The 26,940-nt window shown below is 44.3% G+C and carries 34 protein-coding genes and 2 other annotated features; of the genes, 26 read left to right on the plus strand and 8 right to left on the minus strand.

All coding sequences use genetic code 11. The features are described from left to right. Nucleotides 1–15 precede the first annotated feature (15 nt). Nucleotides 16–250 (plus strand) — a binding site (T-box leader). 63 nt (nucleotides 251–313) lie between these two features. Then, nucleotides 314–3,373, plus strand: coding sequence for an isoleucine--tRNA ligase (gene ileS / locus E2491_RS13875; protein ID WP_371414483.1), 3,060 nt, complete (start codon nucleotides 314–316; stop codon nucleotides 3,371–3,373). Between the two features lie 64 nt (nucleotides 3,374–3,437). Beyond that, nucleotides 3,438–4,004: a hypothetical protein gene (locus tag E2491_RS13880; protein ID WP_134376211.1), complete on the plus strand. Its 567-nt coding sequence runs from the start codon at nucleotides 3,438–3,440 to the stop codon at nucleotides 4,002–4,004. Nucleotides 4,005–4,668: 664 nt separating this feature from the next. Here the strand turns inward: E2491_RS13880 and E2491_RS13885 are convergent. From E2491_RS13885 to E2491_RS13895, 3 genes are all read right to left on the minus strand, one after another. Continuing rightward, a complete protein-coding gene (locus tag E2491_RS13885; protein WP_134376212.1) occupies nucleotides 4,669–5,232 on the minus strand; it encodes a DUF6434 domain-containing protein in 564 nt (187 codons plus the stop codon). 24 nt (nucleotides 5,233–5,256) lie between these two features. Continuing rightward, on the minus strand, nucleotides 5,257–6,462 hold the full coding sequence (gene ccsB / locus E2491_RS13890) for a c-type cytochrome biogenesis protein CcsB (protein ID WP_305778195.1): 1,206 nt from the start codon (nucleotides 6,460–6,462) through the stop codon (nucleotides 5,257–5,259). A 120-nt stretch (nucleotides 6,463–6,582) separates the two neighbouring features. Beyond that, the gene (locus E2491_RS13895; RefSeq protein ID WP_244093963.1) at nucleotides 6,583–7,389 is read right to left on the minus strand and encodes an inositol monophosphatase family protein; all 807 of its coding nucleotides are present in this window, start codon (nucleotides 7,387–7,389) and stop codon (nucleotides 6,583–6,585) included. A 190-nt stretch (nucleotides 7,390–7,579) separates the two neighbouring features. Between E2491_RS13895 and E2491_RS13900 the strand changes: the two genes are divergently transcribed. The 7 genes from E2491_RS13900 (at nucleotide 7,580) to E2491_RS13930 (ending at nucleotide 12,538) form a co-directional block, all read left to right on the plus strand. Next, nucleotides 7,580–8,530 (plus strand): ABC transporter ATP-binding protein, encoded by a 951-nt coding sequence (locus E2491_RS13900; RefSeq protein WP_134376213.1) that lies wholly within the window; start codon nucleotides 7,580–7,582, stop codon nucleotides 8,528–8,530. Nucleotides 8,531–8,532: 2 nt separating this feature from the next. Next, on the plus strand, nucleotides 8,533–9,297 hold the full coding sequence (locus E2491_RS13905) for an ABC transporter permease (protein WP_134376214.1): 765 nt from the start codon (nucleotides 8,533–8,535) through the stop codon (nucleotides 9,295–9,297). Next, on the plus strand, nucleotides 9,297–10,079 hold the full coding sequence (locus E2491_RS13910) for an ABC transporter permease (protein WP_134376215.1): 783 nt from the start codon (nucleotides 9,297–9,299) through the stop codon (nucleotides 10,077–10,079). Before E2491_RS13905 ends, E2491_RS13910 begins: the two co-directional genes overlap by 1 nt. A gap of 16 nt (nucleotides 10,080–10,095) precedes the next feature. Next, a complete protein-coding gene (locus tag E2491_RS13915) occupies nucleotides 10,096–10,998 on the plus strand; it encodes a Nif3-like dinuclear metal center hexameric protein (RefSeq protein WP_134376216.1) in 903 nt (300 codons plus the stop codon). 46 nt (nucleotides 10,999–11,044) lie between these two features. Next, nucleotides 11,045–11,518 (plus strand): hypothetical protein, encoded by a 474-nt coding sequence (locus E2491_RS13920; RefSeq protein ID WP_134376217.1) that lies wholly within the window; start codon nucleotides 11,045–11,047, stop codon nucleotides 11,516–11,518. A gap of 65 nt (nucleotides 11,519–11,583) precedes the next feature. Continuing rightward, nucleotides 11,584–12,000 carry an NUDIX hydrolase gene (locus E2491_RS13925; RefSeq protein WP_134376218.1) on the plus strand — a complete coding sequence of 139 codons (417 nt, stop codon included), beginning with the start codon at nucleotides 11,584–11,586 and terminating at the stop codon, nucleotides 11,998–12,000. A 4-nt stretch (nucleotides 12,001–12,004) separates the two neighbouring features. Continuing rightward, a complete protein-coding gene (locus tag E2491_RS13930) occupies nucleotides 12,005–12,538 on the plus strand; it encodes a GNAT family N-acetyltransferase (RefSeq protein WP_134376219.1) in 534 nt (177 codons plus the stop codon). A gap of 115 nt (nucleotides 12,539–12,653) precedes the next feature. On the opposite strand, the gene E2491_RS13935 is transcribed toward E2491_RS13930, so the two are convergent. Together E2491_RS13935 and E2491_RS13945 are read right to left on the minus strand one after the other, a co-directional pair. Next, nucleotides 12,654–13,865, minus strand: a complete 1,212-nt coding sequence (locus E2491_RS13935; protein WP_134376220.1) for an MFS transporter — start codon at nucleotides 13,863–13,865, stop codon at nucleotides 12,654–12,656. Between the two features lie 58 nt (nucleotides 13,866–13,923). Further along, nucleotides 13,924–14,172, minus strand: a binding site (T-box leader). Nucleotides 14,173–14,609: 437 nt separating this feature from the next. Next, nucleotides 14,610–15,746, minus strand: a complete 1,137-nt coding sequence (locus E2491_RS13945) for a M14 family metallopeptidase (RefSeq protein ID WP_134376222.1) — start codon at nucleotides 15,744–15,746, stop codon at nucleotides 14,610–14,612. A gap of 91 nt (nucleotides 15,747–15,837) precedes the next feature. Between E2491_RS13945 and E2491_RS13950 the strand changes: the two genes are divergently transcribed. Continuing rightward, on the plus strand, nucleotides 15,838–16,320 hold the full coding sequence (locus E2491_RS13950) for a GNAT family N-acetyltransferase (RefSeq protein WP_134376223.1): 483 nt from the start codon (nucleotides 15,838–15,840) through the stop codon (nucleotides 16,318–16,320). 34 nt (nucleotides 16,321–16,354) lie between these two features. On the opposite strand, the gene E2491_RS13955 is transcribed toward E2491_RS13950, so the two are convergent. From E2491_RS13955 to E2491_RS17560, 3 genes are all read right to left on the minus strand, one after another. Continuing rightward, nucleotides 16,355–16,546, minus strand: coding sequence for a hypothetical protein (locus E2491_RS13955; RefSeq protein ID WP_134376224.1), 192 nt, complete (start codon nucleotides 16,544–16,546; stop codon nucleotides 16,355–16,357). Nucleotides 16,547–16,614: 68 nt separating this feature from the next. Continuing rightward, nucleotides 16,615–16,809 (minus strand): hypothetical protein, encoded by a 195-nt coding sequence (locus E2491_RS13960; protein ID WP_134376225.1) that lies wholly within the window; start codon nucleotides 16,807–16,809, stop codon nucleotides 16,615–16,617. Between the two features lie 131 nt (nucleotides 16,810–16,940). Beyond that, nucleotides 16,941–17,093, minus strand: a complete 153-nt coding sequence (locus E2491_RS17560; RefSeq protein ID WP_166805893.1) for a hypothetical protein — start codon at nucleotides 17,091–17,093, stop codon at nucleotides 16,941–16,943. A 72-nt stretch (nucleotides 17,094–17,165) separates the two neighbouring features. Here E2491_RS17560 and E2491_RS13965 point away from each other — a divergent pair, with 72 nt between their 5' ends. The 16 genes from E2491_RS13965 (at nucleotide 17,166) to E2491_RS14040 (ending at nucleotide 26,641) form a co-directional block, all read left to right on the plus strand. Then, nucleotides 17,166–17,813 (plus strand): NUDIX hydrolase, encoded by a 648-nt coding sequence (locus E2491_RS13965; RefSeq protein WP_134376226.1) that lies wholly within the window; start codon nucleotides 17,166–17,168, stop codon nucleotides 17,811–17,813. Then, entirely contained in the window at nucleotides 17,797–18,303 is a 507-nt protein-coding gene (locus E2491_RS13970; protein WP_134376227.1) for a GrpB family protein, read from the plus strand. Before E2491_RS13965 ends, E2491_RS13970 begins: the two co-directional genes overlap by 17 nt. A gap of 105 nt (nucleotides 18,304–18,408) precedes the next feature. Further along, complete coding sequence (locus E2491_RS13975; RefSeq protein WP_134376228.1) at nucleotides 18,409–18,744, plus strand: PadR family transcriptional regulator; 336 nt, start codon at nucleotides 18,409–18,411, stop codon at nucleotides 18,742–18,744. Next, nucleotides 18,744–19,286 carry a DUF2812 domain-containing protein gene (locus E2491_RS13980; protein ID WP_134376229.1) on the plus strand — a complete coding sequence of 181 codons (543 nt, stop codon included), beginning with the start codon at nucleotides 18,744–18,746 and terminating at the stop codon, nucleotides 19,284–19,286. The genes E2491_RS13975 and E2491_RS13980 overlap by 1 nt, the downstream gene beginning before the upstream one ends. Nucleotides 19,287–19,507: 221 nt before the next feature. Next, nucleotides 19,508–20,155, plus strand: a complete 648-nt coding sequence (locus E2491_RS13985) for a sigma factor-like helix-turn-helix DNA-binding protein (protein WP_134376230.1) — start codon at nucleotides 19,508–19,510, stop codon at nucleotides 20,153–20,155. A 21-nt stretch (nucleotides 20,156–20,176) separates the two neighbouring features. After that, nucleotides 20,177–20,758 carry an ATP-dependent Clp endopeptidase proteolytic subunit ClpP gene (clpP, locus tag E2491_RS13990; protein ID WP_134376231.1) on the plus strand — a complete coding sequence of 194 codons (582 nt, stop codon included), beginning with the start codon at nucleotides 20,177–20,179 and terminating at the stop codon, nucleotides 20,756–20,758. 478 nt (nucleotides 20,759–21,236) lie between these two features. Then, on the plus strand, nucleotides 21,237–22,028 hold the full coding sequence (locus E2491_RS13995) for a hypothetical protein (protein WP_134376232.1): 792 nt from the start codon (nucleotides 21,237–21,239) through the stop codon (nucleotides 22,026–22,028). A 92-nt stretch (nucleotides 22,029–22,120) separates the two neighbouring features. After that, the gene (locus E2491_RS14000) at nucleotides 22,121–22,669 is read left to right on the plus strand and encodes a hypothetical protein (RefSeq protein WP_134376233.1); all 549 of its coding nucleotides are present in this window, start codon (nucleotides 22,121–22,123) and stop codon (nucleotides 22,667–22,669) included. Between the two features lie 4 nt (nucleotides 22,670–22,673). After that, nucleotides 22,674–23,462 carry a class I SAM-dependent DNA methyltransferase gene (locus tag E2491_RS14005; RefSeq protein WP_134376234.1) on the plus strand — a complete coding sequence of 263 codons (789 nt, stop codon included), beginning with the start codon at nucleotides 22,674–22,676 and terminating at the stop codon, nucleotides 23,460–23,462. Beyond that, complete coding sequence (locus E2491_RS14010; RefSeq protein WP_134376235.1) at nucleotides 23,446–23,844, plus strand: GNAT family N-acetyltransferase; 399 nt, start codon at nucleotides 23,446–23,448, stop codon at nucleotides 23,842–23,844. Before E2491_RS14005 ends, E2491_RS14010 begins: the two co-directional genes overlap by 17 nt. Further along, nucleotides 23,841–24,374: a GNAT family N-acetyltransferase gene (locus E2491_RS14015; RefSeq protein WP_134376236.1), complete on the plus strand. Its 534-nt coding sequence runs from the start codon at nucleotides 23,841–23,843 to the stop codon at nucleotides 24,372–24,374. The genes E2491_RS14010 and E2491_RS14015 overlap by 4 nt, the downstream gene beginning before the upstream one ends. Before the next feature lie 11 nt (nucleotides 24,375–24,385). Then, nucleotides 24,386–24,877, plus strand: coding sequence for an HIT family protein (locus E2491_RS14020; protein ID WP_134376237.1), 492 nt, complete (start codon nucleotides 24,386–24,388; stop codon nucleotides 24,875–24,877). A gap of 16 nt (nucleotides 24,878–24,893) precedes the next feature. Continuing rightward, nucleotides 24,894–25,334, plus strand: coding sequence for a GNAT family N-acetyltransferase (locus tag E2491_RS14025; RefSeq protein ID WP_134376238.1), 441 nt, complete (start codon nucleotides 24,894–24,896; stop codon nucleotides 25,332–25,334). Between the two features lie 12 nt (nucleotides 25,335–25,346). Further along, a complete protein-coding gene (locus E2491_RS14030; protein WP_134376239.1) occupies nucleotides 25,347–25,559 on the plus strand; it encodes a tautomerase family protein in 213 nt (70 codons plus the stop codon). 87 nt (nucleotides 25,560–25,646) lie between these two features. Next, nucleotides 25,647–26,021, plus strand: a complete 375-nt coding sequence (locus tag E2491_RS14035) for a GNAT family N-acetyltransferase (RefSeq protein ID WP_371414484.1) — start codon at nucleotides 25,647–25,649, stop codon at nucleotides 26,019–26,021. Then, the gene (locus tag E2491_RS14040) at nucleotides 26,018–26,641 is read left to right on the plus strand and encodes a pyridoxamine 5'-phosphate oxidase family protein (protein WP_134376240.1); all 624 of its coding nucleotides are present in this window, start codon (nucleotides 26,018–26,020) and stop codon (nucleotides 26,639–26,641) included. The genes E2491_RS14035 and E2491_RS14040 overlap by 4 nt, the downstream gene beginning before the upstream one ends. Nucleotides 26,642–26,940 lie beyond the last annotated feature (299 nt).

Consider the following 26,940-nt stretch of genomic DNA (forward strand, 5'->3'; position numbering starts at 1 on the left):
ACAAAACCCAATGTTTAACATTCGATGACGAGAAAGAGTAGCGATGGTGCTGAAGCAAAGAGAGCTGACGGTTGGTGTGAGTCAGTGTTCAGGCGATTGTGAAGATCCTCTCCGAGAAGCGGTGCTGAGTGTGTTTAGGTGCCGACGGGATTCCGCCGTTACAAGGAACGCGTATGATGGTACGTTGAATGAGTGTCCGGGATGTTTTCCGGGAATCAGGGTGGTAACGCGGGCTAAGCTCGTCCCTAACGTTTGTTTAGGGGCGGGCTTTTTTGTATGCAAAAAAGGAGGAACGGATATGGTTAGAAGTCAAATGCAGGAGACGGCAACGGAGCGTGAGAAGCGGGTTCAGGACTACTGGAGCGAGCAGCAGGTTTTTCAGCAGTCGATTGATCAGCGGGAGGGAAAAGAGACCTTTGTCTTTTATGAAGGCCCTCCAACGGCGAATGGTCTGCCGCATGCCGGTCACGTGCTGGGCCGTGTGATCAAGGATTTTGTTGCGCGTTATAAAACGATGAGCGGTTATCAGGTTTTAAGAAAAGCCGGGTGGGATACGCATGGCCTGCCGGTTGAGCTTGGAGTGGAGAAGAAGCTTGGCCTTTCCGGTAAACGTGAGATTGAGGAATATGGTGTGGAAAAATTTATTGAGGAGTGCAAGAAAAGTGTTTTCGATTACGAGCGGCAGTGGAGAACATTTACCGACGCGATTGGCTACTGGGTGGATATGGAGAAGCCATATGTCACGCTGGAAAATCGCTATATCGAAAGCGTCTGGCATATCCTTTCGAGTATTCATAAACGCGGTCTTTTAGAACAGGGACACCGGGTCGTCCCATACTGTCCGAGCTGTCAGACCTCCCTCAGCTCACATGAGGTTGCACAGGGCTACAAGGATGTGAAGGACCTTTCTGTAACGGCAAAATTTAAAGTCAAAGGGACCGAAGATGAATACTTCCTTGGCTGGACCACAACGCCGTGGACGCTGCCATCTAATGTAGCGCTAGCTGTGAATCGTGATCTCGATTATGTAAAAGTGAAGCAGGGTGAAGAGGTTTATATCGTCGCGAAAAATCTTGCAGACAAGGTTTTTAAAGACAGCTTTGAAGTCGTGAGCGAGCATAAAGGAAGTGACTTCACCGGGTTATCTTATGAGCCACCATTGCAATATCTTACGCTTGAAAAAGGACACGAAGTCATCGCTGCTGATTTTGTCACGGATGACAGCGGAACAGGTATCGTTCACCTGGCTCCGGCGCATGGTGAGGACGATTATCAGGCGATCAAGGACAGCGGGCTTGATTTTGTCAAAGTAGTCGATGAAGCAGGACGTTACACAGCTGAAGTGACCCCATTTGCAGGGGAAAAGGCGAAGGATCAGGATGTGGCGATCATCAAGCTGCTTGCTGAGAATGGCCGCCTGTTTGAAAAAGAGAAATATGAGCACAGCTACCCGCACTGCTGGCGCTGTGATTCTGCCCTGATTTATTATGCGATGGAGGGCTGGTTTATCAAAACAACCGCGATTAAGGATACGATCATTGCCAATAATCAGTCTGTCGAGTGGCACCCGGGGCATATGAAAGACGGCCGTTTCGGTAAGTTCCTTGATAGTATGGTCGATTGGAATCTCGGGCGGAACCGCTATTGGGGCACGCCGCTGAATGTCTGGGTATGTGAGGATTGCGGGCATCAGCATGCACCTGACAGCGTGGCAGATCTAAGGCATCATGCCGAACAGGAAATCAGTGAGGACCTTGATTTGCACAAGCCTTACGTGGACCGGATCACCTTGACGTGTCCATCATGTGCAGGGTCCATGACGCGCACAAAAGAGGTGATTGATGTCTGGTTTGACAGCGGCTCGATGCCGTTTGCCCAGTATCATTACCCGTTTGAAAATAAAGAGCTGTTTGAAAAGCAATTCCCGGCTGATGTGATTGCTGAAGGGGTCGATCAGACGCGCGGCTGGTTTTACAGCCTGCTGACCGTTTCCTCGCTTTTCACTGGGAAAGCGCCTTATAAACGCGTGCTGTCACTCGGACATATCCTGGATGAGGACGGCCGTAAAATGTCTAAAAGTAAAGGCAACGTCATCAATCCGATGGAGCTGGTCGAACAATACGGAGCAGATGCACTGCGCTGGGCGCTTTTAGCTGATAGTGCACCATGGAACAACAAGCGTTTTTCAGCAAATCTTGTTGCACAGGCAAAATCGAAGCTTGTTGATACACTGCATAACGTTCATTCGTTCTATTCGCTTTATGCAGAGATCGACGGCTTTGACCCGGCTGTTCATGGGAAAGGCGAGCAGGCACTTTTAGATCAATGGGTGCTGTCGAGGCTGAATACAGTAACGGTGAAGGTGAAAAAGCATCTGGATGACTACGACTTTACAGCAGGTGCACGGGAGCTGTCTGTGTTTGTAGATGAGCTGAGCAACTGGTATATCAGACGTTCACGCGACCGTTTCTGGGGAGAGGGGTTAGACGATGATAAGCGCGCTGCCTATCACACACTCCACACTGTCCTTGTAAATGTGAGTCGTCTGCTGGCACCTTTTACACCGTTTATCGCAGAGGATATTCACGTACACTTGACTGGAAAAAGTGTGCACTTATCAGAATTTCCACAGGCTGACCTGAATCTGGTCAATGAACAGCTTGAAGCGGATATGGATCGTGTGCTGCAGGTCGTGGAGCTGTCCCGTCAGCTGCGCAATACAACAAACCTGAAAACAAAGCAGCCGCTCGCAAAAGTGACCTTGATCGGGTCAAAAGAAGAAACCGATCCGCTGAGAAAATATGAAGCGATTGTGATGGACGAAATCAATGTAAAAGCGGTAGAGCTGAGTCAGGAAGCGGGTGAGGCTGTACGCTACGAAGTGAAGCTGAACTTCCCGACCGCAGGACCGAAGCTCGGCAAAAAAGTCGGTGCGGTTCAAAAAGCACTGCAGCAGCTGAGCTCAGAGGAAGCGAGGGGCGTTGCGCAGAAGGGGTATGCGGACGTCGAAGGAGAGAGAATTGAAGCAGAAGATCTCCAGATCCGCCAGCAGGCAGACGAAGGACTCGAGCTCGCCTCCAATGCCGTCTACACCGTCCTGCTTGACACTGTCTTAACAGAGGAACTGAAAGCAGAAGGACTCGCACGGGAACTAATCAGAGGCGTCCAGCAATACCGGAAAGAACTCAACCTTCCCGTCGACCAGCGCGTCACACTCAGCTTCCATACAAACGACCAAATCAAACACGTCATCACCACCCACCAGCAGCTACTCGAAAACAACCTGCTGCTGAAAACCATCAAATTTGAACAAAAGAATGATATGAAAACTTTGGAATTTGATGGGCATCGCGTTGAGATTGCCATAGAATAAAAAGAGTGTAGACATGGGGTCTGTCCTCATGTCTACACTCTTACTTCATTAAGGGGGAGAATGCATGGTTAACATCTTTTGGGGGTTACTTTTGATCTTTTTCAATCCGAATCTTAACTTTCTTGATCTCGGTGTGATCGATTACTTGTGCAATATACTTGGATATGCGCTGATCTGGTCCGGGATCAGGGTGATGGAAAAGCAGTATACCGGGGCATCAAAGATCCAGCCATACGTCCTGTTCATGATCATTCATAGCGCGGTCTTTTTTCTGCTGAGCGTTTTCGGGTACTCACCTGTTCATCTTCCATTGAATACAGATTGGGCCATCATTACAGTCGTTGGACTGGCGTTGATGATCACGGGTATGTTCATGGTGTTTGTGATTATTTCCATGCTGATTAAAGTTGTTGAGGAGGATGAAAACAGCTCAGTATCTGTTAGAAAGTTAAAAACCATTTGTGCAGGGTTGATGTTAATTTTTACTCTGGTAGCAGTCAGCTACTTCTTATTCCAGGCAGTTCCGGGTGTCTCGGTGACGCTGACGGCTGTTTTATTGATATTGAAGGGTGCATTTCTGTTTCAGTTTTATCGTGGGTTTGTTCGTGAGTGGAAGGTGGTGGGGCTGTAAGTGAACATGTCGAATGAAACAAGATATACGTCCTTGTGTTTCTCTTAGTTTGCCGCGAAACCAGCTTTATGTGATCAGTCAGTTGGGCTTCGCGTCAAAAGGATCGATACAAATCATTTGTGGGACAATACAATAATAATTTGAAACAGTACAAAAAGCTTTTGCAGCGAGACAATTAAGGTCGTTCACATTGTCAACGATACAAATATTTTTTAGAACAGAACATTTATTTAATGGCTCGATACATAAAAAAATTGAAACGATTGAATGAATGTTGAGAACGATACAAAAGCCCGCCGATCAAGTTTGCCGCGAAACCAACTGCTCGCAATTTACCGGCACGGCTTCGCGTCAAACGGTCACTGGGGTGGTTACGGAGTGAAGGAATTATTGTCAGTAGTGAAGGAATCCGGATAAGAGAACGAAGGAATCCAAGTCTGGAGTGAAGGAAAAACAACCGCTCGAAGGTCTAGTGAACGAATAAAAATCCAGTAAGAAGGAATCAAATTTTGAAACGAGGGAATTAATTTTTCAAAAGCCTGAATAACTCAAGCGAGTGAAGGGATCCAGCTCAGGCCCGTCAATCCCATCTGCCTGTTCAAAAAGGGACGTATATCTTGTTTCGTACATCGAACGAAACAAGATATACGTCCCTATGTTTCCATTAATGAATGTACTTGTTGCTGCCAGGAAGTTTTTTGATCTTGTTCCAGGCTTCAATCGCTTCCTCGCGACTTTTTCCTTGATTATTTGGGTCAGCAAAAAAGTCATGAATAAACTGATTGTATTCGAATTGAGGAGCAATTTCCTTCTTATACGACGGGTCTTTCTTTCGTTCTTCTTCCTTATACCAGGCATCTACAACATCTCGATACGTTTTTCCGATGTTGTTTTTTAAATAGTTTTGGATATAGGTAGAAAAATGAAAGTGAGGGATCACGGTTTTGAAAAAGGCTCTCACATTCTGACTACATCGATGATTTTCTAGAATGACTGTATCAAGACTTAACTCCACCTGTGGCTCCGACTTGATATTTCCTTTTGATTTTCTAATTGGCTGTTCTATCTTTCCTGTAAGGAGAAACGTTTCAATCCGATCAGAAATCTCTATCTTTGAACCGGAAGTGCTTATACCGTTTTCTCTACAAAAAGACTGTAATTCCTCTTTCAACCAATAAAAATCTTTAAAACTGATTAGACTAATCTCTTTTGTTAGAATAGGTCTCATATTCTAAAAATCCTCCCTTAAAAATCACGCATAAGAGTGCAAACCAGCGATGACCAGGTTGACAAAGACCTGATTGAAAACAATGGTGCCAAATCCGATGATGGCGAGCCAGGCTGTTTGTTCTCCCGCCCAGCCTCTGCCAAGACGCAGATGGAGGAAGGCAGCGTAAAACAGGAAGGTAATTAAGGCCCACACTTCTTTAGGGTCCCATCCCCAGAAGCGGGTCCAGGCAATCTGGGCCCAAATCATGGCAAAGAAAAGTCCGCCGAGTGCAAATAAAGGAAAACCGATCATGACTGAGCGATAAGAGATCTCATCCATTAAAGATAAGTCGACTTTATGCGTAAATGGCTGGAGCAGTTGAGCAATCTTTTTCCTCGTAATGATCCGGATGAAGAAGTAAAGGATGGATCCGGCAAGGAATGACCAAAGGACGGAATTTAGTTTAGCAGCGTCAATGATGTTTAGGATTTCAATTCCCCCACTAAAATGACTCGCTGGTTCATAGCTTCCCGGTGAATTCTCTAACACATGAACAGGCTCTGAATCAACTGGCAGGACGATGGCGGGCATTTGATAATCGTACACCTGCATTTCTCCATCCATATTTTCAAATTGATAGCTTGCCTGATAATCCATGATTCTAAATGAAGAAGTAACCAATATAAAACCTATTACAACAACCATAAAATATAAGACCAACTCTAAAAAGAAAGAACTTTTGCTTTTTTCGTGCGTGTTCACTTTTTTCAACAAGTAGATGAGCCCTGTGATAAAAGAAATTGATAATACGGCACTGGCAATGGCGACCGTCATGACGTGAATTGTTAACCAGTGACTTTGTAAGGCTGGAATAAGCGGAGACACGTCATTATGAAACATGCTTGCGTACGCAATGATTAGTAATGAAACAGGCAATACAAACAATCCAACGACTGCCTGGCGGTAAAGGTAATAAAAAACAAAAAAGCTTCCCACCAGCATCATGCCGAAGAAGGTTAAAAACTCATTCAGGTTGCTCACCGGTGCGTGGCCGGCTGCCATCCACCTGAAAACAAAGTAATTCAGCTGTGCCAGAAACCCAATGACTGTCAAGGTCATGCCTATTTTAACCGCAACCTTTTTCCGTGATCGAACGGCAATACCAAAAGGAATAATGGCAATTAAATATAAAATGAACGAAGCGTATAATGATGAACTGCTTAAAGATATCATGGAACCAGGTGACATATTGACACTCCTCTTTTGAAAAATAGGTAAGTAGACTCATCTTAACTATATCAATATTAAAGTCGAGGAGAGATGTAAAATAAGTCAATTATGTGTATGAATATGGAAATGAATTAAACCTTATAAACCCAACCCTTCCCTCACCAATCCCAAAAAGTAACCCCGATTTTCCGGGTGGCAGGCGATAAAATAAGGGGTGTCGGATTTGATGCCTGTGAACTCGTTGCCATCGAAGTCGAATACGAGTGCGCCTGCTTCCCGGACCATGAGTAGTCCTGAGTAGAGGTCTTCTCCTTCGGAATTGTAGAGCACGACCCCATCAATTTCACCCTTAGCCAGCAGTGCCCAGCATAAGGTTGGTGCCCATGTACGTAGCATGCGTTTACAGTTCAGGTCTAGGTGCTGGCGAAGCTGGACGGCTTTGGCTTCGTTTCGCACGGCATGTCCCTGAATCCAGGCGATGGTAAAGCGGTTAGGGTTCTGGCGCTTTTGGACCTGCATCGTCTGGCCGTTACAGGACGCACCTGCGAGTGTATCTGCCACATACAACCGGTCAATGACGGGTTCATAAATCACGCCAAGAACCGGCTGATTTTTATGTATTAAAGTTATAGAGGATGAAAATACGGGCAGGCCGATCGCAAAGTTGTTCGTGCCATCAAGCGGATCCACTTGCCAGGTCCAGTCACTCTTCACGTCATTGTGACCTGATTCCTCACTGATAATCGCATGGTCCGGAAATGACTTCGATAGCTGCTTTAGAATAATCGACTCCGCTGCGTGATCCGCTTCCGTCACCACATCACCGAATTCATCCTTTTCTGTAACCTGCACCGAACGGTCAAATGCCGACAGTGCAGCCTGTCCAGCCTCAACCACCACTTTTGAGGCAACCTCTCTTGCTTTGATTAAAACCTGTTCCATCATTTTCACCGCTTTCCATTAAAATGGTTTTTTACTGCAGTTTAATGGTAGTGGCTACACTTCATGCTGTCAATGAAGCCAAAATAATCAAATGCTTTTTTTGTTCAAATGATATGAATATTGAAAATACATTGACGCAGCTGAAAATGAACCTTCATAATTACTGTAAGAAATTTCTTTAGGAGGAGAATGGGTGGAAACGGTTATTAAGGTTGAAAATTTAGCCAGGTCATTTAAAACAAAGGGACAGGTCAAACAGGCTGTGGATGGGATCAGCTTTGAAGTGAAGAAAGGAGAAGTATTCGGTCTGCTTGGGCCGAACGGTGCCGGGAAAACGACGACCATTAAGATGCTGACAACACTCCTTTTGCCGACAGAGGGAAGGGCTGAAATATTTGGTTATGACGTCCATCTTGAGAGTCATGAAATCCGTAAGCTAATTAACTTTGTTTACGGTGGGGAACGTGGTGTTTACGGCAGGTTGACTGCAACTGAATATATGAACTATTTTTGTACGTTATATAAAATTCCGCGAAAGGAACAGCGCAGCATGATTGCTGAATTGCTGGAGCTGGTTGGACTGACGGAGGCCGCGGATAAAAAGATACATACTTATTCTAAAGGGATGATTCAACGTTTACATATCAGTCGCTGTCTGATCAATTCGCCGAAGCTTTTGTTTCTGGATGAACCGACCATCGGGCTTGATCCGGTTGGCGCACGGATGCTTCGAAGCCTGATTCAAAAGCTCCAGAAGGATGGCATTACGATTATTTTGACGACCCACTATATGCAGGAAGCGGATGAGCTTTGTGACAGAATTGCCTTTATTAAAGACGGGAAAATCAGTCTGATCGGAAGTGCAAAGGAGATTAAGCGAAGCAGTGGACACACGAGAATGTTTGAAGCCATTGTTCAAATGGAGGAGATAGAAAAAATCGAGAAAGAGCAGACGATTTCCATTCATACAATGGAAGAACTGAAGCAGCTGTTTTATTCCATTACATTTGAAGTGAAAATGAAAGAAATGGACATTCATCAGATCAAACAGATCCTCTCTAAATATGGTGAAGTCGTTCACGTCATTCAAAAGGAAATGTCACTTGAGGATGCTTATATCTCTCATATGAAGGAGCTTGGGTGAAGATGAACTCAGCTGAATTGTTAATGAGAGAGATTAAATATTTTACAAACTTCAATAATAAAATGTATCAATTTCTATTGTTCTTTCAACCGCTTGTTTTCCTGACCATTACTTATTTTCTCGGGCAAATGAGAGAGGGAATAGAAGTGGAACGTTTTATTGTTGCTTCAGCCATTATCAGTATGTGGAGCTATGTGCTCTATTCATCCGGCTCTGCACTCGTCAGCCAGAAGTGGAGTGACACGCTGAAAATGCTTGTTGTAGCGCCTGTTTCGCTGTTTTCAGTGATTCTGTCAAAAGTGCTGAGTAATGCTGTCATTGCCCTTATTTCCATGGTCATTACGTTTATCTACAGTATTGTGATTTTTCGTTTTGACCTTCATATTCCGAATGTCTGGCTGTTTTTCGGGAGCGTTCTCGTTCTCGTATTTTCTCTCAGTGTGATTGGCTTAATGCTGGCGTTTATTTTCTCAGCTTTTGAAAATGTGTTTGCTTTTCAGAATTTGATTCTCACACCGCTGATCGTTCTTTGTGGTGTCTTCTTGCCAGTTGAAAGCTTCCCGCTGTTTTTGCAGGTGCTGGCTTATTGCATTCCGATGACCTGGGGAGTGGAGGCTGTCTATAGCTCGCTCAGTTTGTCATCTGAGGTGTATCAGCAGGCCGGTTTTTCACTTTTACTGAGTGGGGTGTACTTAATTGTTGGATTATTATTTTATAGACGCATTGAGATCGCGCTCCGGAGTAAAGGGAATTGGGGGGTGATGTGATGACGGGTAGGTTAAATGGATTTTCGTATTTATCGTTTAAAGCACTGTATTCCTTTCATTCTGTCAGACTGTTTTTCTTCTTTCGCCTTATTGATCCAATGCTGCATTATGTATTCATTGCGGCGATTGCAAGCGCACTTGTCGGATCAGGTTATTTATCTTACATCATCATAGGTAACATCGCTTTTTACGCTGCCCAAATCATGATCATCAATTTCATTACGATGTTCAGGATGGAGCGCCGGTTTGGCACACTTGAGCTGAATATTGCGGCACCCATGAATACGTTTGTGGTCATTTTCAGAAAATCAATTGTGCCGTTAGCTGATGGACTGTTTGTTTTTTTATTTGGATTGTTGATTGGACAGCTGCTGTTCAAGGTCAATATTCCTTGGGATGAATTAGGGAATTTGCTGCTTATCGTGTTAGTTGTGACCTTTTCGGTTCTGTCATTGAGTCTGTTTTTTGCGTGCCTGAGTCTGCTGTTTTCAAACATCAATTTGTTTTTAAATCTCGTCCTCGGCGGGCTGCAAATTTTGTGTGGCGTTCACTTCTCAGCGCATCTTTTACCGGCCTGGATCGAGAGCATTTCCAGAATACTGCCGCTGACTCACGGCATTGAAGCGCTTCGAACCCTTTACGGACTGGAAGCCTACAACGTCCAAAGTCTCTTAATGAAAGAAGCACTGATCGGTCTCGGTTATCTGACCGTCGCAATTTTAATCGTAAAAGTGATGGAATACGCCGCAAGAAGAAGTGGCGCGCTTGTGAAGTCGGCTTAAATAAAGGGGTGTAAGAATGAAGCTTTCACAGCTGACGCAAGCATTAAATCAAGAGTTTTCTATTCATCAATACGGCAAGGACCCAGCCTTCAGCCGTTTTATACCACAGGTGTACTCGCCAGGTTGGGAGTCTTATTTTGAGAAGGAATTCAATGAGCTATTTAACGGACTGATGATAAAAGGGGCGCCGGAGGTTCAGTCCGTTTTTCTGGCTGTATTTCCAACGGAGGAAGTACTGGAACGGTTTTTACAAGAGGGACAAGAAGGAGATTTGTTATTTATGCATCACCCGCTTGTGATGGAATGTGGGGATCCACTTGGTGTATCAGGCAAAGGATTTGTTCCAATAGACGGTTATTATCTAACTGAAATCAGACGGAGAAAGCTATCCATTTACACATGTCACATTCCGATGGATTATCATCCCGTGTTAAATACGAGCAGAGCCATTATCGCAGAATTACAGGGAACCATTACAGATGGTTTTGAACCTGATGAATTTGGAAATCCTCTGATTCATATAGTTGAAATTGATCCGATATCCACTGCAGGGCTTGTGAAAAAGCTTAAGGGTATTTTTGAGATTCCGTATGTTGATTTTGAAGGCTGTGAGATTGAGTCCATAACAAAAATTGCGGTAGTGGCCGCATGCGGTGACAAGGTGGACTGGATACAGGAAGCTGAAAAAAGAGGCGCACAGGCATATATATCGGGTGAAATTCACTGCCATATTGATAATAACTATGGACAAATGAAATATAGCCAAATCATGCATTATGTGAAAGAAACCAGCATGTCACTGATTGGCGTCTCTCATTCAGCCTCAGAATATCTTGTGAAAAAGACACTCATGAAGGAATGGTTTGAACAAGCAGGTGTGCAGACAAAACTGCTGCCACAGAGCAGGTGGTGGGTGTGATTCCTGACTGTCTTTTAGATGTAAAAATGATCCGGGAGGAATGACTTTGAAAAGGGTGTTGTTTTTTATACTTTTCCTTGGTCTCGCTGGCTGCACTCAGTTAGACGAGAACGCTGAAACGGCACAGCAGCATTTAATCGATCTTGGATACGACGTAAAGTCATACGAAGGCAGTCAGCCGTACTCATTTACAAAAGGTGATCTTGGCAACATGCCTCATAATTTCATCTGGGCAGTGCAATCAACTTCACCAGAGCCATACTTCGGGGAAGAAATCACACAGCAAATCTTCCTTGTAGAAGATCATCCACTTAATGAAATTTATTCAGATCAGGAAGGCTTCGGGGACAAAGTCGAAGTCAGGGTCTTTATGCTCAATGATCAAATCATCGGCGGCACCTCATCTCCAACAGGAGAAGGCATCTCAGGGTCGGCCAGTTCTATTGACGGCCGCTCCCCTGAAGACGTACAAGGAGAAAACCTCAATGAATTGCTGAGGGAGTGGGAGGAAGGTAGGTAGCGTAGACTTAAGGGACAGACCCTGAGTCTACGCTTTTAAATGTTGAATTAAAAAAGGATGGTTATATGAAACGTGTAGATGTTGTTTATGTCGTACTGAATGATGATCATGAAAATGTGTTGATGGTGAAGAATAGAGGGAAGAACGGGTCTTATTTTACTTTGCCAGGCGGAGCGGTTGAACAGGGTGAAACGCTTGCTGAAGCAGCTGAGCGTGAAGTGAAAGAGGAGACAGGATATGAGGTAAAGGTCGGCAATATCCTATGTGTGACAGAAGCCTTTTTTGATGAGCCAAATCATCATGCGGTGTTTTTTACTTTCTCTGGGGAAATCAAAGGGGGAGACATTGATCTTTCAAACCCGGAAGAAATTGAATCCGTTGAATGGCAGTCTTTAAAAGAAGCTGAAAAACATGCACTTGTGGTGAAGCAGGAAGGATTGCTTAAGGAAATGAAGACGGTACCTTATTTATTGAGGAGGTAGCGCGATGAAGATACAACTGCAAACAAACAGATTGATCTTGAGAGACTTGGAAGATGGAGACTGGTACGAGGTTCATCAGTACGCTTCTATTCCTGATGTGAGCAAATATCAACCTTGGGGTCCCAATACGGAAGAAGAGACACGGGAATTCGTCATAGAAGCCTTAGAAGCTGCTCTTCATCAACCGAGAGAAAGATATGCACTTGGCGTTGTTTTGAAAGAAACGAAGCAGCTGATTGGTGCTGTCGAGTTAAATATAAAGGAATACAATCGAAGTGGAGAACTGTCCTATATTCTTCACCCTGAATTCTGGGGTAATGGGTTTGCGTCAGAGGCAGCGAAAAGGCTGGTTGCGTATGGATTCAAAGAACTTGAGCTGCATAAAATCTTTGCCACATGTGATCCCAGAAATACAGCTTCTTCAAATCTATTACAAAAACTAGGCATGACATACGATGGCAGGTTACGGGATGATTTGTTCATTAGAGATGGCTGGAGGGACTCCTCTTTGTTTAGTTTGCTTGAGAATGAATACTAAAACAGGGGGACGGAGGAAGTGTTCCTTTTATTGAGACCTGTCCCCTGTTGAACAGTAATGTTTATAGGGACAGAGCACGGCAAATGGCGCACCCGCTCCGTCCCCCCTGTTAACTTCACACGCCACTTTTTATTTTGACTGCACCAGAAAATCCTGTTTCTGACTGTGTCCTCCCGAGCAGAATCGTGATCAATAGCATGACCATCGAACCTGTTAACACAGTCATTCTGATTGAGATGAATTCAGCTGAGTATGCGAACAGAGCTGTGATCATGACAATGCCAAGAGCTCCGATAAAATCAAACAGGCTGGACACACGGCCCATGCGATCGACCGGAATATGTGTTTGAATGTACGTCAGAAATCCTGTATTCGCAAAAGATAAAGCGAGTCCGATGATGAACACGCCCAGACAGGCAACAATAAAGTGATTTGAAGTGGCAAAGATCATATAACCGACTGCGGTCATCACAGCACCAGCCTGGATCATCGTTCTGATATTGAATCGGTCAGCGCCGTACAAATTGATCACGGAGCCAATTAGAATCCCGGCTCCCGCAACGCTGACAAGAAATCCATAATCACTGTCTGAAAGCAGCAGTACTTCTTTTGAAAACGAAACCTCCAGAGAATCAACAGCTGTCTGCATTACAACAAAGCCTGTAAACAGAAAGTATGCGATCGCGACAACAGGTTGATCGTATCTAAACGACAGAGCGAGTTTCCAGTCTGCCACCAGATCCGTTTTTATCGAAAAAGAAGGGATCGACACACTCTTTTTTCCTTTTTCTTTAATAAATGCAATGAGCACAGCCGCCACTGCAAGCGCACACGCATTCATGTAAATAGCAAGCATCGGGCTCCCGGCCATCAGGATGACTCCAGCCACAGCAGGTCCCAAAAGAAAAGCCCCTGAGTCAAGTAAGCTGCGGATTGAATTGAAGCGTTGCATCTTGTGGTCAGGAATCATTTCAGCTGTGAAAGTAAGCATTGCCGGCTCATAAAGAGAGCTCAGCATTTGCAGAAAAAACACCAGCACATAACAAATCCAAATATATTCAATAGAGAACGCAACCCCTATCACGAGGATACTCTGACCAATGAACAGTGAGAGCAGCAACCGTTTTTTAGAAACACGGTCCACCAGACTGCCACCCCAGAAAGTCGTCAGCAATGCTGACACAGGGCGGATCATGTAAAGAGCGGCTACGGCGGCTGCAGATCCCGTCTCGTTAAAAATAATCAGGTTTAACGCAATAAAGTAAATCCAGCCCCCTAGGCTTGCAAAACCCATGGAAATCAATAGTCGTATAGCTGCAACACTCATGTGAACACCGCCTTTTCGTTTGTTGAAAAATAAAAAACCCCACCTCCAAGACTGTTGTCTTGAGGGCGAGATTTGATTCGCGGTGCCACCTCAGTTTGTTCATATGTCGCCATATCAACCTTTTCAGGTACAGCTTTATGCGTATACCCAAGCTCGATAACGGAAGCAGCCGTTCTGCCATCACCCATTTAGGATCCGGCAAAATGCTCAGAGGCTTGTTTCAATAACCGTCAGCCTGCTCCTTTTCACCAGCCGGAGCTCTCTTTTGAGGATTCTGGTTACCTACTCTTCTCTTCATCGCAAATAAATTTCATTGATCATACCACACGATGGAAATGAATGTCACCTTTTTTTGGATTTTTAGTTTGCCGCGGAAACAGCTGTTTTGCGATCAGCAGGGGTGGTGCCGCGTCAAACGGTCAGGGCGTGTGTTTGGGAGTGAGGGAATTATTGATCGTAGTGAAGGAATTCAGGTAAGGGAGTGAAGGAATCCGAGTATGGATTGAAGGAATAAAAACGGCTCAAAGGTCTATTGAAGGAATAAAAATCCAGAAAGAAGGAATTAAAATCTGAAACGAGGCAATTAATTTTTCAAAAGCCTGAATCCTTGAAGCGAGTGAAGGAATCCGGCGCGGGTCTCTTGATCCCCGAACCCCCAGTTTGCCGCGAAACCACCTCCGTCAAAAACCAACCCATCTCCGCGTCAAACCAACAAAAAACCCGGCCGCAGCCGGGTCACATCTTTTATCCTTTAATCACATACAATCCTTCATTCCGAAACACACTCTCCATTGCTTTCCGGCCTTCCTGAAGAACGGCGAGGCGCCATTCATGGTCATCCGGGTAGAACATGGCTGTGAATTCATCGAGGATTTCCTGGCGGTCTTTTTCGTGGACGGCGCCTTCCCAATACAGCTGATTTTCCAGAATGATCGTCAGGAATTCACGGATGGTGGCGGACATACTCGTTCCGAATGTGCCGAATTCAAACAGTGCAGAGAATAAGTATTTATCAGGATACATCCGGTTTTTGATGGCGTAAAAGTGGTTGGTCGAGTCCCCTTTGACATCCTCGGGATCATACTCCTGAATATTCTTTAACCCGTAAGTCTTTTTCAATTCTTTGACGGTCCGTCCATCACGGTCGCTCATCACCATGGTGACTTCATTGGAGGGCCCGAGGGCTGTGTGCCAGTCTAAATGAATGACACGATCAAAAGTTGCCAGCAGTTTTTCCTGAATGCCTTTCAGAAAGATGGCCGATTCTTCTTTTTCCTTGCCACCGTAGTAGACACCCTTCGGAAACTCATACTGGCCCATGCCTTTAGCAGACATTAAGCCACTGTAGCCTTCATTTACAGCGCCTTTTGCCATATGGTTCCGTATATTTGATTTCTCCACGAGCAGGCTTTCGATCTTCCCAGATGGCAAAAATAACTCCTGCAGCTTTTCATATTCAAGATTTGCGTTTTCGGGTACTTGCTCAGGTTCAACGAGATAATTCCGGTTCAGATCGATGTTGTTTTCAGTAACCCGTCTCCGGTGACGCATACCCCATGGATTCACGGCATGGATCAGACATAGTCCCGTTCTTTTTTCATCGAGCAGATAGGCAAGCTCATGAGCGAACACATCGAGCATCGCAGCTCCAGCAAACCCTTCAATCCCATGTTCTCCAGTCGTCATAAAAAGCACCCGTTCGTTCTCATGTGTGCCCTCTGTATAAATCATGTCAATTGTATTATCATCAGACTCCTGTCCGATAAAATGAGTGGTCATCTCAGCATTCGGCCAGATGCGCTTGATTTTCTCGAAGTTTTTTCGGAAAACAGCTCTGGACGTTTCATAATCTCTCTGGAAATATTCATCGATGGTCTTCATATCACGCACTCCTCTCCTATAAAGAGGTTTCCACTTTTCAGGAAGGCTGAAACCTTCTTTTGGTATGATAGAAAAAAGGAGTGGAAAGATCATGTCATCCGTTTTGATTCGACAGCTGAAGGCATCTGATTTTGAACGTGTTTCACCAGTAATAAATGAGTGGTGGAGTGGTCGCCGGATGGCGGACATGCTGCCGAGGTTGTTTTTCGTTCATTTTAACGAGACAAGCTTTATTGCAGAGGATAGGGGGGAAGTAATCGGTTTTCTTTGCGGATTTTTCTCTCAAAGCCATTCACGGGAAGCGTATATCCACTTTGTTGGTGTCCACCCGGATTATCGCCGGCACCAGGTAGGGCGTCTTTTATATGAGACCTTCTTTGAGACGGCTCAAAAGAAAAACCGCACCCTCATCAAAGCGGTTACTTCACCTGTAAATGAGCGGTCCATTGCGTTTCATCGGAAAATGGGATTTTCCATTCAGGAAGGTCCTGATCAGGCAGGAGAGATTTCGGTGTTCCCGGACTACGATGGTAATGGGCAGGACCGCGTTCTTTTTGTAAATCAGCTAAACTAAAAAAATCCCCTCATGTTCTATAGGGGATTTTCCTTTATTCATCAGCCTGAAGTTTCTGTTTCTGGACGATTCCAAACAAGCCAACTGCCGCTGTCATGTTCAAACCAACAGCTAAAATCAACATGACCGTTTTGATGATTCCCGGAAGGTCCAATAGGTTAGAAAATACAAGACATAATGAGCCTACAGTAAGTAACGAGAAAAAAGCAGCAATTTTTATATTCATGTCAGTCCCCCAATTCTTTTTTATTCGATACGAATAAAGGGATCTCTAAGATTCATTTATTCCATTGTCTACATAAATAAAACAAACGCCAAAGCAGAACCGATGAGAATATAGATGCTAAGCAAGGTAATGGTCAGCTGTTTGGCAAAAAGTAAGTTTGGATTTTGATTAGAAAAAGAAAATCCGGTTTGTTTAAACAGTTGATAGATAGCCATGCCACCAATAACGACAGCAAAAATGATCATGATATACATCAGTTCCATACGCCCACCTCACTTCTTATATTTACCATTTTAACCTTCTCTAGAATTAAATTCCAGTACTTTTTAAATAATTTTTATGTTTTTTGGTAAATAGATGAAATGAAATTAGGCGTTGGAAGATACGTTACTAATTATGTTTCTTTTTTTCCCGGCCTCGTAATACTCAAAACAATCGCACCAGCGAAAAACAAAAATGCAGGTGGCATTGTATATAAGTTGCTGATGGGCGTGAAGAGACCTGCCCAAAAAAGTGCCGCGCCTAGAATCAGGAATAAAATGGTCATCGGGTTCCTCCTGTATGGAATCATTTGTTAAACTAAGTGTACCAAATGTCAAGAAAGAAAAGAGGTTTATGAATGGAATCAGAAAAATTAACGGTATTTAATGAGCAACATGAAAAAATCGGAGAGGCAACGAGACGTGAGGTTCATGAGAAGGGATACTGGCACGAAGCTTTTCACTGCTGGATCATTGCTTTTGAGAAAGATGTTCCATATGTTTACCTCCAGCTGCGCAGTGCGGTTAAAAAAGATTACCCGGGACTGCTCGATATCGCGGCAGCTGGACATATGCTTGCGGGTGAGACAGTGGAGGAGGGTGTCCGCGAGGTAGAGGAAGAGATCGGATTGAGGGTGAAACTGTCTGACTTGAAATCGATCGGCGTCATTCCGTATGCTGTGAAAAATGGTGCGCTGATTGACCGCGAGCTGGCACATACATACGTTTACATATCTACTACACCAATCCGAGCTTTCGTTCTGCAGCCCGAAGAAGTAGCAGGAATGGTGAAAATCCCATTTGATGCATTCGCGGAGCTTTGGAGCGGAAAGCGTGATCAGGTGCTCATTGAGGGATTTGAGATTGATGAACATGGTGAGCAAGCTGAACTGAAAAAACCTGCAGAAAGGGAAAACTTTGTTCCTCACCCTGCATTTTATTATGATGAGGTCATCAAAGGGCTTCAAAAAGAAATTGAGGTGGCGAAACGTGCTGGGATTGCCTAAAGGGGAAGTTTTTCTCGTGCCATGGACAGAAGGTTGGCAGCGTGAATTTGAATCTGAAAAGAAGCGTATTGAAGAGCTGGCGGGTGCGTTTATTCTGGAGGTGCATCATATTGGAAGCACGTCCGTTCCCGGGCTCAGCGCAAAACCGATCCTTGATATGGCGGTCGAGGTAGAATCATTTAAGCTTGGAGAAGCCTGCATTGCGCCTCTGGAGAAGCTTGATTACGACTATAAAGGGACAGCGATTTTACCTGATCGTCATTATTTTAGTAAAGGAGAGCCGAGAACGCATCAGATCCACGTTTACGAAACAGGAAGTCCGTATTTGGAAGAACAGTTGAAGCTTCGGGATATTTTGAGGAATGATGAGCAGGTCATGAGAGAATACGAGTCATTGAAGCGCGAGCTGGCAGACGCTCATCAAAATGACAAACATCTTTATGCGGAGCGGAAGACGGCGTTTATAAAAAGAATATTACTTAATGAGTAAAGCGGGATTTTCTCATCCTGCTTTTTTTATTGCTTAATATATCATTAAACGATATAATACATTTAATGATATATCATTAAACGATATAGTAGAGGAGGTTCCTGCTTGGCTAGAAACGATGTACTTCAGACTGGTGAACTGACTGACACGTATTATTATATTTTGCTGGCTCTTGTAGAGGCGAGACATGGCTATTTAATTATGAAGACGATCGAGGAATTGACGAAAGGGAGCTTTACCGTGGGTCCGGCATCTATGTACACCTCGATAAAAAAGCTTTTATCAGCAGGCATGATTGAGCAGCTTGAGGAAGAAAAGGATAAAAAGACTTACATCATTACAGAACAGGGCATATCGCTTCTGAAAAATGATATTAAAAGAAGAGAAGAAATGATTCAGCAGGCCAAAACGATATTCAGTCAGAAAGGAGAGGATTTTTGATGAAAAGAAGGTATATCATGAGTGGCGGACTGGCGTTTAGTGAAGAAAAGGATATGATGAAACTATCGAGACTTTCAAAAAAAGGATGGGTGTTTGACCGTTTTGCTTTTATGGGATATATCCTCAAAAAAGGTGAGCCTCAAGAGCTTCAGTTTGCGATTGATTACAGAAGCAATCCGGATGAAGAGTATTTTGAGCTCTTTAAGGAAGCGGGTTGGACACATGTAGGATCTCAGGCGAATTATATTCATCTTTTTACATCACAGCCGGGTGTTACGCCGATCTACACAGATCGTCCTTCAACACTTGAGAAGTACTCCAATGAAAAGAACTTCGTTAAAAAAGGAGCAATCTGGTCTCTGGCAGTTACACTGTGCATCGCACTGCTGCTTTATTTAGTGAATACCTTAACGTTTCCTGATGCTGTTGAAGCTGTTTTATCAGTCAGCCTGTCTGTTTTGTTGGGCCTCTCACTCATCAGCCTGATTTTTACGGGTCTTCCGTACCTGGGCTACGTTTACAAAATATATAAACTCAGATAAAGTCTTTGACTCACTTAAATCAAGAACCTTTCGCAGAGCGGGAGAAAGGGCTAGTTATAACAACTGTACACCTTAGAGCGTAAAACAAACGTTTGATTGACAGCCCGTTTCAAATTTGCTCATCGTTCTGACCCGGTATACATTTAAAGAAAACACACTTACCCATATCTTTTTGCAGAGCCTGTTCGTTTCAGGGGTGAGAGTACGAAGGAGGGAAGGTTATGCGCGCAAACCTGACATTAGTGAAAGGCCAGCAGGAGGAGGTTGGGGAGCTGATCTCCAGGCTTGAACGTTACTGCCAGTTTCTGACCCGTAATAAATGGGATCGTGAAGAAGTTGCTCAGGAGGCACTGGCAAAGGCACTGAACGCATATAAGATCGAGGACTGGAATGCGGCTCTTTTGAAAAAGATTGCTTATCATGTGTGGGTGGACCGCGTCCGGAAAATGGAGCGGGAGGCTCAGGTGATTCATGAACCGATCCACCAGCCTGTGTCAGAAGAATCTGAGGATCTGATGGGCGTTCTGGCGAAAAATCTGACGCCTAAACAATTAGTAACCTTCGTTTTAAAAGAAGGATTTCAATACAAAATTTCTGAAATTGCTGAGCTGATGGGTATGACGGAAGCGGGTGTTAAGGCACTCCTGAATCGTGCGCGCGCCAGAGTGAAGGGACTGTCTGAATCAGATATCGAAAGTTTTTGGGAGGAAGAGCTGCGGGAAGAACTGTTCCCGGTTTTAGTGGACGCTGTTTCCATGCAGGATCCCGAAAAACTTTTGGCGATGCTCCCGGCCATTTTCACCCCGACAGCCAGCCTGAAAAAGGTGGTCAGCTTCCCTTCTTCAACCGTTCTCTCACTTGCAGCATAATGCGTGAAGGAGGAAACGAACATGGCGACTATTCCTTATGTAATAGAGCAATCGAGTAAAGGTGAGCGCTCCTATGATATTTATTCCCGTCTGTTAAAGGACCGGATCATCATGGTGAGTGAGGAAATCAATGATCAGATGGCCAACAGCATCGTCGCTCAGCTGTTGTTTCTTGCAGCAGATAACCCGGAAAAGGAGATTTCTTTGTACATCAACAGTCCTGGCGGCTCAACATCTGCCGGCTTTGCGATTTATGATACGATGCAATACATTCAGCCGGACGTCCGCACCATCTGCACCGGTATGGCAGCATCCTTTGGCGCCATGCTTCTGATCGGCGGAACAAAAGGTAAGCGTATGGCACTTCCAAACAGCGAAATCATGATTCATCAGCCGCTTGGTGGAGCCCGGGGACAGGCAACAGACCTCGAAATCTCCGCTAAACGAATTCTGAAGCTGCGTAAGCATATCAATCAAATCATCTCAGACCGCACCGGCCAGCCTGTTGAAAAGGTTGCGGCTGACACTGATCGGGATTATTTTATGACAGCAGAAGAAGCGATGGAATATGGGATTGTGGATGAGATTATCTCGAAGAAATGAATTGATACCGGGACTGCGGTGGTGAGCGGTTCCGGTTTTTTATGTGAATTTGAGGGCCGGATGTGGCTGGTGCGGCGGAATTCCTTCTCTACTTTAAATGATTCAATCGTTTGAAAAAATAATTCCTTCTTTTGAAAAATAGATTCAGGCTTATGAACATTTAATTCCTTCATAAACGCTCAAGCCTCCATTTTTCCCTTCATTCCACTGTAACAATCCCTTCATTGTTTCACAGGATTCCTTCACTACAAAAGCTGATTCCATCAAACCATAGTTGGCCGCGATTCACAGCCCTTTTGCTCCAGAAAAGTCCAATATGCGGATTTGCGCCGGCTAAATGCCTAAAAGCAAATTGAAAACCTGCTTATTTCTTTGTATACTCAAGCTAGTTTTCTCTGATATCAAGTCAAAATTTCAGTTATCATTATTATTTTTTGAATATTCGTATTATAATATATGTCAGGAAGGAGCAGCTGAGATGACAAATCGTTGGATAAGCAAATTAAAGTCGCTTGGAGTATTACTGCGCCGCTTTGCAGTACTCTTTTTTGCGTTATTCCAGCCGGTTTCGGTGATTCTGATTGAACGCCGAAGTGGTGATTTGTTTTCAACGCAAGGGACAGATCCCTTTATTATCCCTGCCGGATATGCGTTTTCCATCTGGTCTGTCATCGTGCTTGGAACGATGATCTACGCTGTCTATCAGCTACTCCCCCGAACTTATAAGATGAGGGTCTTTGATGAAATTGCAGGCTCAGCGATACTGATATTCATGGGTTTTGCCTACTGGATCTGGCTCGCTTCGATGCAGGAGCTGTGGGGGACCGTTCTCGTATTTATCGGTATGGGTCTCCTGCTGAGAACAATTTATCTGAGGCTTTTAACAGAGACCTTTTCTAAATGGACGCAATACTTTGTGCGTGGAAGCTTTGCGCTTTATTACGGCTGGACAACTGTCGCAGTCTTTTCAAATCTCGCTTCTGCCCTTCATTATTATGGACTTCCTCAGGGAGGTGTCTCGGGATTATCGTGGCAGGCAGTCATCCTGGTGGCAGCCCTCTTTGTCTCGTATCAGCTGCTTGATGAGATTTATTTTTCACGTCCATATTTTGCCGCCATCATTTGGGCGTTTGCCTCAATTGTGGTCGGAACGATTCTTTCCGGCTTACAGGCATGGCCGCTTATCTTATTATCTATTGCAGGCACAATATTTCTCTTATTTAGAGGTATTCAAACAATACAGTACACTTACGAAGAACCCTCCCATTAAAAAAGTGGAAGGGTTTTTTAATGGATATAAAGGATTTCATTTCTTTTATCTGGAACTTAATAGGCAGAAGTCCGTCTAATGGAGTGATGAGAATGAAGGACAAATGGCTCGTATTGCTTATCATCAGATTTCAATTATTGCTGACGGGCTGTTTTGAAGATGCAGGTTCTGAGGGCAAAGGAGAAACGATTCACACAACACTTCAGCAGGAAGGTTATCCTGGCGTTGAGCTCGGAGTTGTTTTAGAGGCTGAGTTGGTTGGTCAACTCAATTTACAGGAGCATCCTGATAATCAATATTACGTTCAGTCACGTCGTTTCGATCAGTGGTGGAATGAATCTGTGATTGTGAGTGTGGATCGGGAATCAAAGGAGATTATTCAGATCACGATCATTGGAAAGGATGAGGAGCTTAAAACGGCGAAAGGTATTCATATTACTGACTCAAGAGATGCCGTGCTGGAGGCTTACGGAAATGAACCAAACAGGTCCTATGATCGGGAGCAGGGAATAGAGGTGCTCAGTTATGTAGATGAGCAGTTAGACAGGAAATTAGTATTTACAATCATTGAAGATCAAGTGGCCGCGATCAGTCATGAATACGCTGCTGAACGGCTGATTTGGTATCCAAATAAGAGGTGACAATATGAATGTTTTAGATAAAGACAATCTTCAACCCTATCACAATTCTGAAAAATACGATTACATACAGGAAAATTATAAGGCGGACCTTCCCCTCATTCTGGATTATGCCCAAAGGATCAAGCCTGACCACATCATTGAACTTGCCTGTGGGACTGGAAGATTGACGATTCCTGTTGCAAGGGAAGGGTATGACATGACAGGTGTTGATTTGCATCAGGGCATGCTGGATCGTGCAAAGGAAAAGGCGGAAGCAGTGGGACTTCAGGTTGATTGGATTCAGCAGGATTGTACGAAGCTATCCTTGCAACGGAGCGCCTCGCTCATTTTTATGACAGGTAATTCATTTCAGCATTTTTTAACCAATGATATGCAGGATCAGCTGCTGCTGTCAGTTAAACAGCATTTACATGCAGATGGATATTTTATTTTCAACACGCGAAATCCTCTGTTACATGACCTGGCAGACGTGGATGAATACACGGGTAGCTATACAGATTCATCCGGCAGGCGGGTTGTGGAAGAAAATCGGGAGGTATATGATCCGATTACTCAGGTTCAGGACTGTCTGCAAGTGCGCCGCACATTTGATGGGGAAACGGAAGTTGAAACAGAGGAAATCTCTATTCGTATCCGCTTTACGTTCCCATTGGAGCTTGAAAGAATGCTGAAGCAGCATGGCTATGACGTTGAGGAGGTTTATGGCGGCTGGGATCATGAGCCGCTTAGAAAAGAAAGCATCGAGCTGGTTGTGGTGGCGAGAAGGAAAAAGGCTGATGAAAGAGAAGCCTGATTTTAAAGTGCTGATTAATCATCCTATCCATGAAAAAGAAGTGCCTGACTTGAGAGAATCAATGGGTTGGGATCGTCGCGATCAGGATTACCCTGTTCTTTTTCAGCGCTGTAACTTCTGGGTAAGTGTTCACCATCATGACGACTTAATTGGATTTGGATATGTTTCCGGAATGGGTTTGCAGCATGGTTATATGGAGGATATCATGGTACATCCTGATTATCGTCATCTTGGCATTGGTTCGCGAATCGTCAGCACGCTTTTGGAAGAATCCGAACGGTATGGTCTGGAAATTATCACGCTGACATTTGACCCTGTACACGCACGTTTTTATGAGACGTGTGGGTTTAAGATTTCCTCGGGTGGTGTGTGGAGAAAATGATGATTAAAATGACAAAATTTCAAAACGAACAACAGGATTTGCTTGCGTTTATGACAGATAGCGATTGGCCTTATCATGTAGAAGATCATGCATCTGAAAGCCGTTTGGCTAAAACGGTGGAGAGTGGATGGTATACAGATAGACGCGAAACGTTTTGGGTGATGGATCATGATGAAAAAATCGGACTGCTTGTCATCCATGATATAGATGATACGATTCCGGTTTTTGATCTCCGTCTTGCAGAAAAAGCGCGTGGGAAGGGAACGGGGTCTGAAGTGCTTGAATGGCTGAAGACTTATTTGTTTGACCGGAAAGAACCGAAGATTCGGATCGAGGCTTATACAAGGGTTGATAATATTGGCATGAGAAAGGCGTTTTCTAAAAGCGGATTCGTCAAGGAAGGCTATTTACGTGATGCATGGGAAGGCAACCATGGAGAACTTCATGATGCCCTTTGTTATTCAGCGATTCGATCCGACTGGCAAAAAGGAACGCTCCGGCCGATAAAACTGAATGAAGAGCCTTTTTAAGGAGTGACAGAATGAGAACGTTAATACTGGCAAATGGCGAAGAGGTTCAGGTGAAGTGTCTGAGTTGTGCGATTACAGGTGGACTTGTTGAGCCAGAGGGTGGCGTCATATGTGAAACGGAGTATTTCCACGCTCATCAGGACGTTGCGTATCCGATCCCCGGACTCGTTATTTTAGCATCTAAAAGACATATCACTTGCCTTGATGAATTAACTGAAGAAGAACGTCTGGATTACATCACTGTTATGGGCAGAATCAGAGCGGCTCAGCGGGAAAAACTCGGGATTGAGCATGTTTATTACTTTTACAATGAAGATACAACGCATCATTTTCATATCTGGATGGTGCCGAGATATGATTGGATGAAGGCATTCGGTAGATCAGTGGAATCGCTTAGGCCAGCCATGCTCCATGCCAGAAATGAATTAAATACAGATGACAATCGGGAAATCGTACATACTGGCATTGCTACATTAAGAAAAGCGCTATCGATCCCTAAATAAGAAATGGAGAATGATCATGAATATTTTATTTGCAGCAAAAGAAGACAGTAAGGAACTGGCACCATTATTTGATGCGTACCGTCAATTTTATAATCAACCATCCAATCTTGATGGCGCGGAGGCTTATTTATCAGAGCGTTTGGCAGAAGGAGAGTCAATTATCTTTTTTGCGAAAGAGGGGGATGAGGTGCTTGGATTCACGCAGCTGTATCCAACCTTTTCATCGATTTCCTTGAGACGTGCGTGGATTTTAAATGATCTTTATGTTTCTGAACAGGCACGTAAAAAGGGAGTAGGAGAGCGGTTGCTTCAGCAGGTAAAGGAATTTGCCGAGGAAACGTCAGCAGCAAGTGTCAGTCTGAGTACAGCACCGGATAACGAAAAGGCCCAGCGACTTTATGAGCGAAATGGCTACGTGCGGGATGAAGAATTCCTGCATTATGAACTCAAAATTTAAGGAGGGTACATCATGCCTTACGTAAATATAAAAGTAACAAGAGAGAACGGCGGTTTGACAAAGGAAGAGAAAGCGGCCCTCGTGAAAGGTGCCACAGAGCTTTTGCAAAATACACTTGGTAAAAACCCTGCTTCGACTGTGGTTGTGATTGATGAAATTGATACGGATAATTACGGGTTGGGTGGAGAGTTGATTACGGAGAGAAGGAAGAGGGAGAAAGGGTGAAGGCGTCATTTGTGAGCTGAATGTTCATAAATGTGTCCATGATATTCTGCGTGTGCAGCGTGCAGCTTATCACATGGAGGCGAAGATATCGGCTATCCGGACCTTCCGCCTTTAAAGGAAACAGCTGAAGATCTTTTGGTAAGCGGTGAAACCTTTATTGGATGGTTGGATCAGGGAGTGCTATGTGGGGTGATTTCATTCAAAATAGACCGGAACCACTTTGATATTCACCGATTGGTTGTGAGTCCTGATCATTTTAGAAAAGGCATTGCATCCCAACTGCTTGCAGAAATTGAGCATCACGATAAGAGCCATACCTTATGTGTCTCAACGGCTGAAAAAAACGAACCTGCTATCCACTTTTATAAAAGAAATGGATTTGACATTGCGGGTCAGACGGTGATTGATGAACGTTTAACTTTGATTCATTTTATGAAAACAAGAGAAACAGAGGGAATATGATGAAAGATTCGATCACAAGCGAACAGGAACTAAGAGACTATCTCGGCGAACCGAGTATCAATGCAACGAGTAAAGTCATTCCCTACATTGATGAACATGTAGAGGCATACATAGCAAAATCACCATTTTTAACGATGTCTACGGCTGATGAAAACGGCGTATGTGACGCTTCTCCTCGTGGGGACGCACCTGGTTTTGTACTCGTTCAGGATGAAAAGCACCTGCTGATCCCGGAGCGGCCGGGAAATAAACGGGCCGACTCGCTGATGAACATTTTGAAAAATCCGGGGATCGGTCTGTTATTTATGATTCCCGGGTTAGGCGAAACGCTTCGGATTAATGGCAAAGCGCGTCTGGTCAAGGATGCTGAGTGGCTTGAGAAGATGGCTGTTCAGGGGAAAGCGCCGCTGCTTGCAATTCAGGTTGAGGTAGAGGAATGTTATATCCATTGCGCAAAAGCCTTTATTCGTTCGGGACTCTGGAAACCGGACTCCTGGCTTGAAAAAGAGGATTTGCCAAAGCCTTCGAAGATTCTTCATGCGCACACGAAGCTGCCCGATACAACACCTGACAGTATTCAAAAGAGGCTTGAGGAAGGGTATCGGGAGAGACTATATTAGGAAGTTTTGCGGATTCAGCCGATGATGGCTGGATCCGTTTTTTATTGAAATAAGAGTTACCTGTTTAGATAATAAAGATGATTTGCCGCGAACCTTATTCATGATGGTCAGGAATATGACTCCGCGTCCAGCCGGGTGTAGCCGGATTGAAGGAATCATGTTCAGAAGTAAAGGAAATCTGTCTAAGAGTGAAGGAATCGAACCAATGGAATTGAAGTTAGAATAAAAAGTGGACACGTAGATATCCTTTTTATCATACTGAGGATACCAATAAAAAGGACGTGTTCAACATGCGGAAA

The sequence above is a fragment of the Jeotgalibacillus sp. R-1-5s-1 genome, assembly GCF_004405105.1.
Taxonomy (GTDB): Bacteria; Bacillota; Bacilli; order Bacillales; family Jeotgalibacillaceae; genus Jeotgalibacillus.

Bases quoted from the DNA above. Each gene is read 5' to 3' on its own strand.
- ileS (WP_371414483.1), top strand. From the start codon at position 314: ATGCAGGAGACGGCAACGGAGCGTGAGAAGCGGGTTCAGGACTACTGG.
- E2491_RS13880 (WP_134376211.1), top strand. From the start codon at position 3,438: ATGGTTAACATCTTTTGGGGGTTACTTTTGATCTTTTTCAATCCGAAT.
- E2491_RS13885 (WP_134376212.1), bottom strand. From the start codon at position 5,232: ATGAGACCTATTCTAACAAAAGAGATTAGTCTAATCAGTTTTAAAGAT.
- ccsB (WP_305778195.1), bottom strand. From the start codon at position 6,462: ATGTCACCTGGTTCCATGATATCTTTAAGCAGTTCATCATTATACGCT.
- E2491_RS13895 (WP_244093963.1), bottom strand. From the start codon at position 7,389: ATGATGGAACAGGTTTTAATCAAAGCAAGAGAGGTTGCCTCAAAAGTG.
- E2491_RS13905 (WP_134376214.1), top strand. From the start codon at position 8,533: ATGAACTCAGCTGAATTGTTAATGAGAGAGATTAAATATTTTACAAAC.
- E2491_RS13910 (WP_134376215.1), top strand. From the start codon at position 9,297: ATGACGGGTAGGTTAAATGGATTTTCGTATTTATCGTTTAAAGCACTG.
- E2491_RS13915 (WP_134376216.1), top strand. From the start codon at position 10,096: ATGAAGCTTTCACAGCTGACGCAAGCATTAAATCAAGAGTTTTCTATT.
- E2491_RS13925 (WP_134376218.1), top strand. From the start codon at position 11,584: ATGAAACGTGTAGATGTTGTTTATGTCGTACTGAATGATGATCATGAA.
- E2491_RS13930 (WP_134376219.1), top strand. From the start codon at position 12,005: ATGAAGATACAACTGCAAACAAACAGATTGATCTTGAGAGACTTGGAA.
- E2491_RS13935 (WP_134376220.1), bottom strand. From the start codon at position 13,865: ATGAGTGTTGCAGCTATACGACTATTGATTTCCATGGGTTTTGCAAGC.
- E2491_RS13945 (WP_134376222.1), bottom strand. From the start codon at position 15,746: ATGAAGACCATCGATGAATATTTCCAGAGAGATTATGAAACGTCCAGA.
- E2491_RS13950 (WP_134376223.1), top strand. From the start codon at position 15,838: ATGTCATCCGTTTTGATTCGACAGCTGAAGGCATCTGATTTTGAACGT.
- E2491_RS13955 (WP_134376224.1), bottom strand. From the start codon at position 16,546: ATGAATATAAAAATTGCTGCTTTTTTCTCGTTACTTACTGTAGGCTCA.
- E2491_RS13960 (WP_134376225.1), bottom strand. From the start codon at position 16,809: ATGGAACTGATGTATATCATGATCATTTTTGCTGTCGTTATTGGTGGC.
- E2491_RS17560 (WP_166805893.1), bottom strand. From the start codon at position 17,093: ATGACCATTTTATTCCTGATTCTAGGCGCGGCACTTTTTTGGGCAGGT.
- E2491_RS13965 (WP_134376226.1), top strand. From the start codon at position 17,166: ATGGAATCAGAAAAATTAACGGTATTTAATGAGCAACATGAAAAAATC.
- E2491_RS13980 (WP_134376229.1), top strand. From the start codon at position 18,744: ATGAAAAGAAGGTATATCATGAGTGGCGGACTGGCGTTTAGTGAAGAA.
- E2491_RS13985 (WP_134376230.1), top strand. From the start codon at position 19,508: ATGCGCGCAAACCTGACATTAGTGAAAGGCCAGCAGGAGGAGGTTGGG.
- clpP (WP_134376231.1), top strand. From the start codon at position 20,177: ATGGCGACTATTCCTTATGTAATAGAGCAATCGAGTAAAGGTGAGCGC.
- E2491_RS13995 (WP_134376232.1), top strand. From the start codon at position 21,237: ATGACAAATCGTTGGATAAGCAAATTAAAGTCGCTTGGAGTATTACTG.
- E2491_RS14000 (WP_134376233.1), top strand. From the start codon at position 22,121: ATGAAGGACAAATGGCTCGTATTGCTTATCATCAGATTTCAATTATTG.
- E2491_RS14005 (WP_134376234.1), top strand. From the start codon at position 22,674: ATGAATGTTTTAGATAAAGACAATCTTCAACCCTATCACAATTCTGAA.
- E2491_RS14010 (WP_134376235.1), top strand. From the start codon at position 23,446: ATGAAAGAGAAGCCTGATTTTAAAGTGCTGATTAATCATCCTATCCAT.
- E2491_RS14015 (WP_134376236.1), top strand. From the start codon at position 23,841: ATGATGATTAAAATGACAAAATTTCAAAACGAACAACAGGATTTGCTT.
- E2491_RS14020 (WP_134376237.1), top strand. From the start codon at position 24,386: ATGAGAACGTTAATACTGGCAAATGGCGAAGAGGTTCAGGTGAAGTGT.
- E2491_RS14025 (WP_134376238.1), top strand. From the start codon at position 24,894: ATGAATATTTTATTTGCAGCAAAAGAAGACAGTAAGGAACTGGCACCA.
- E2491_RS14030 (WP_134376239.1), top strand. From the start codon at position 25,347: ATGCCTTACGTAAATATAAAAGTAACAAGAGAGAACGGCGGTTTGACA.
- E2491_RS14040 (WP_134376240.1), top strand. From the start codon at position 26,018: ATGATGAAAGATTCGATCACAAGCGAACAGGAACTAAGAGACTATCTC.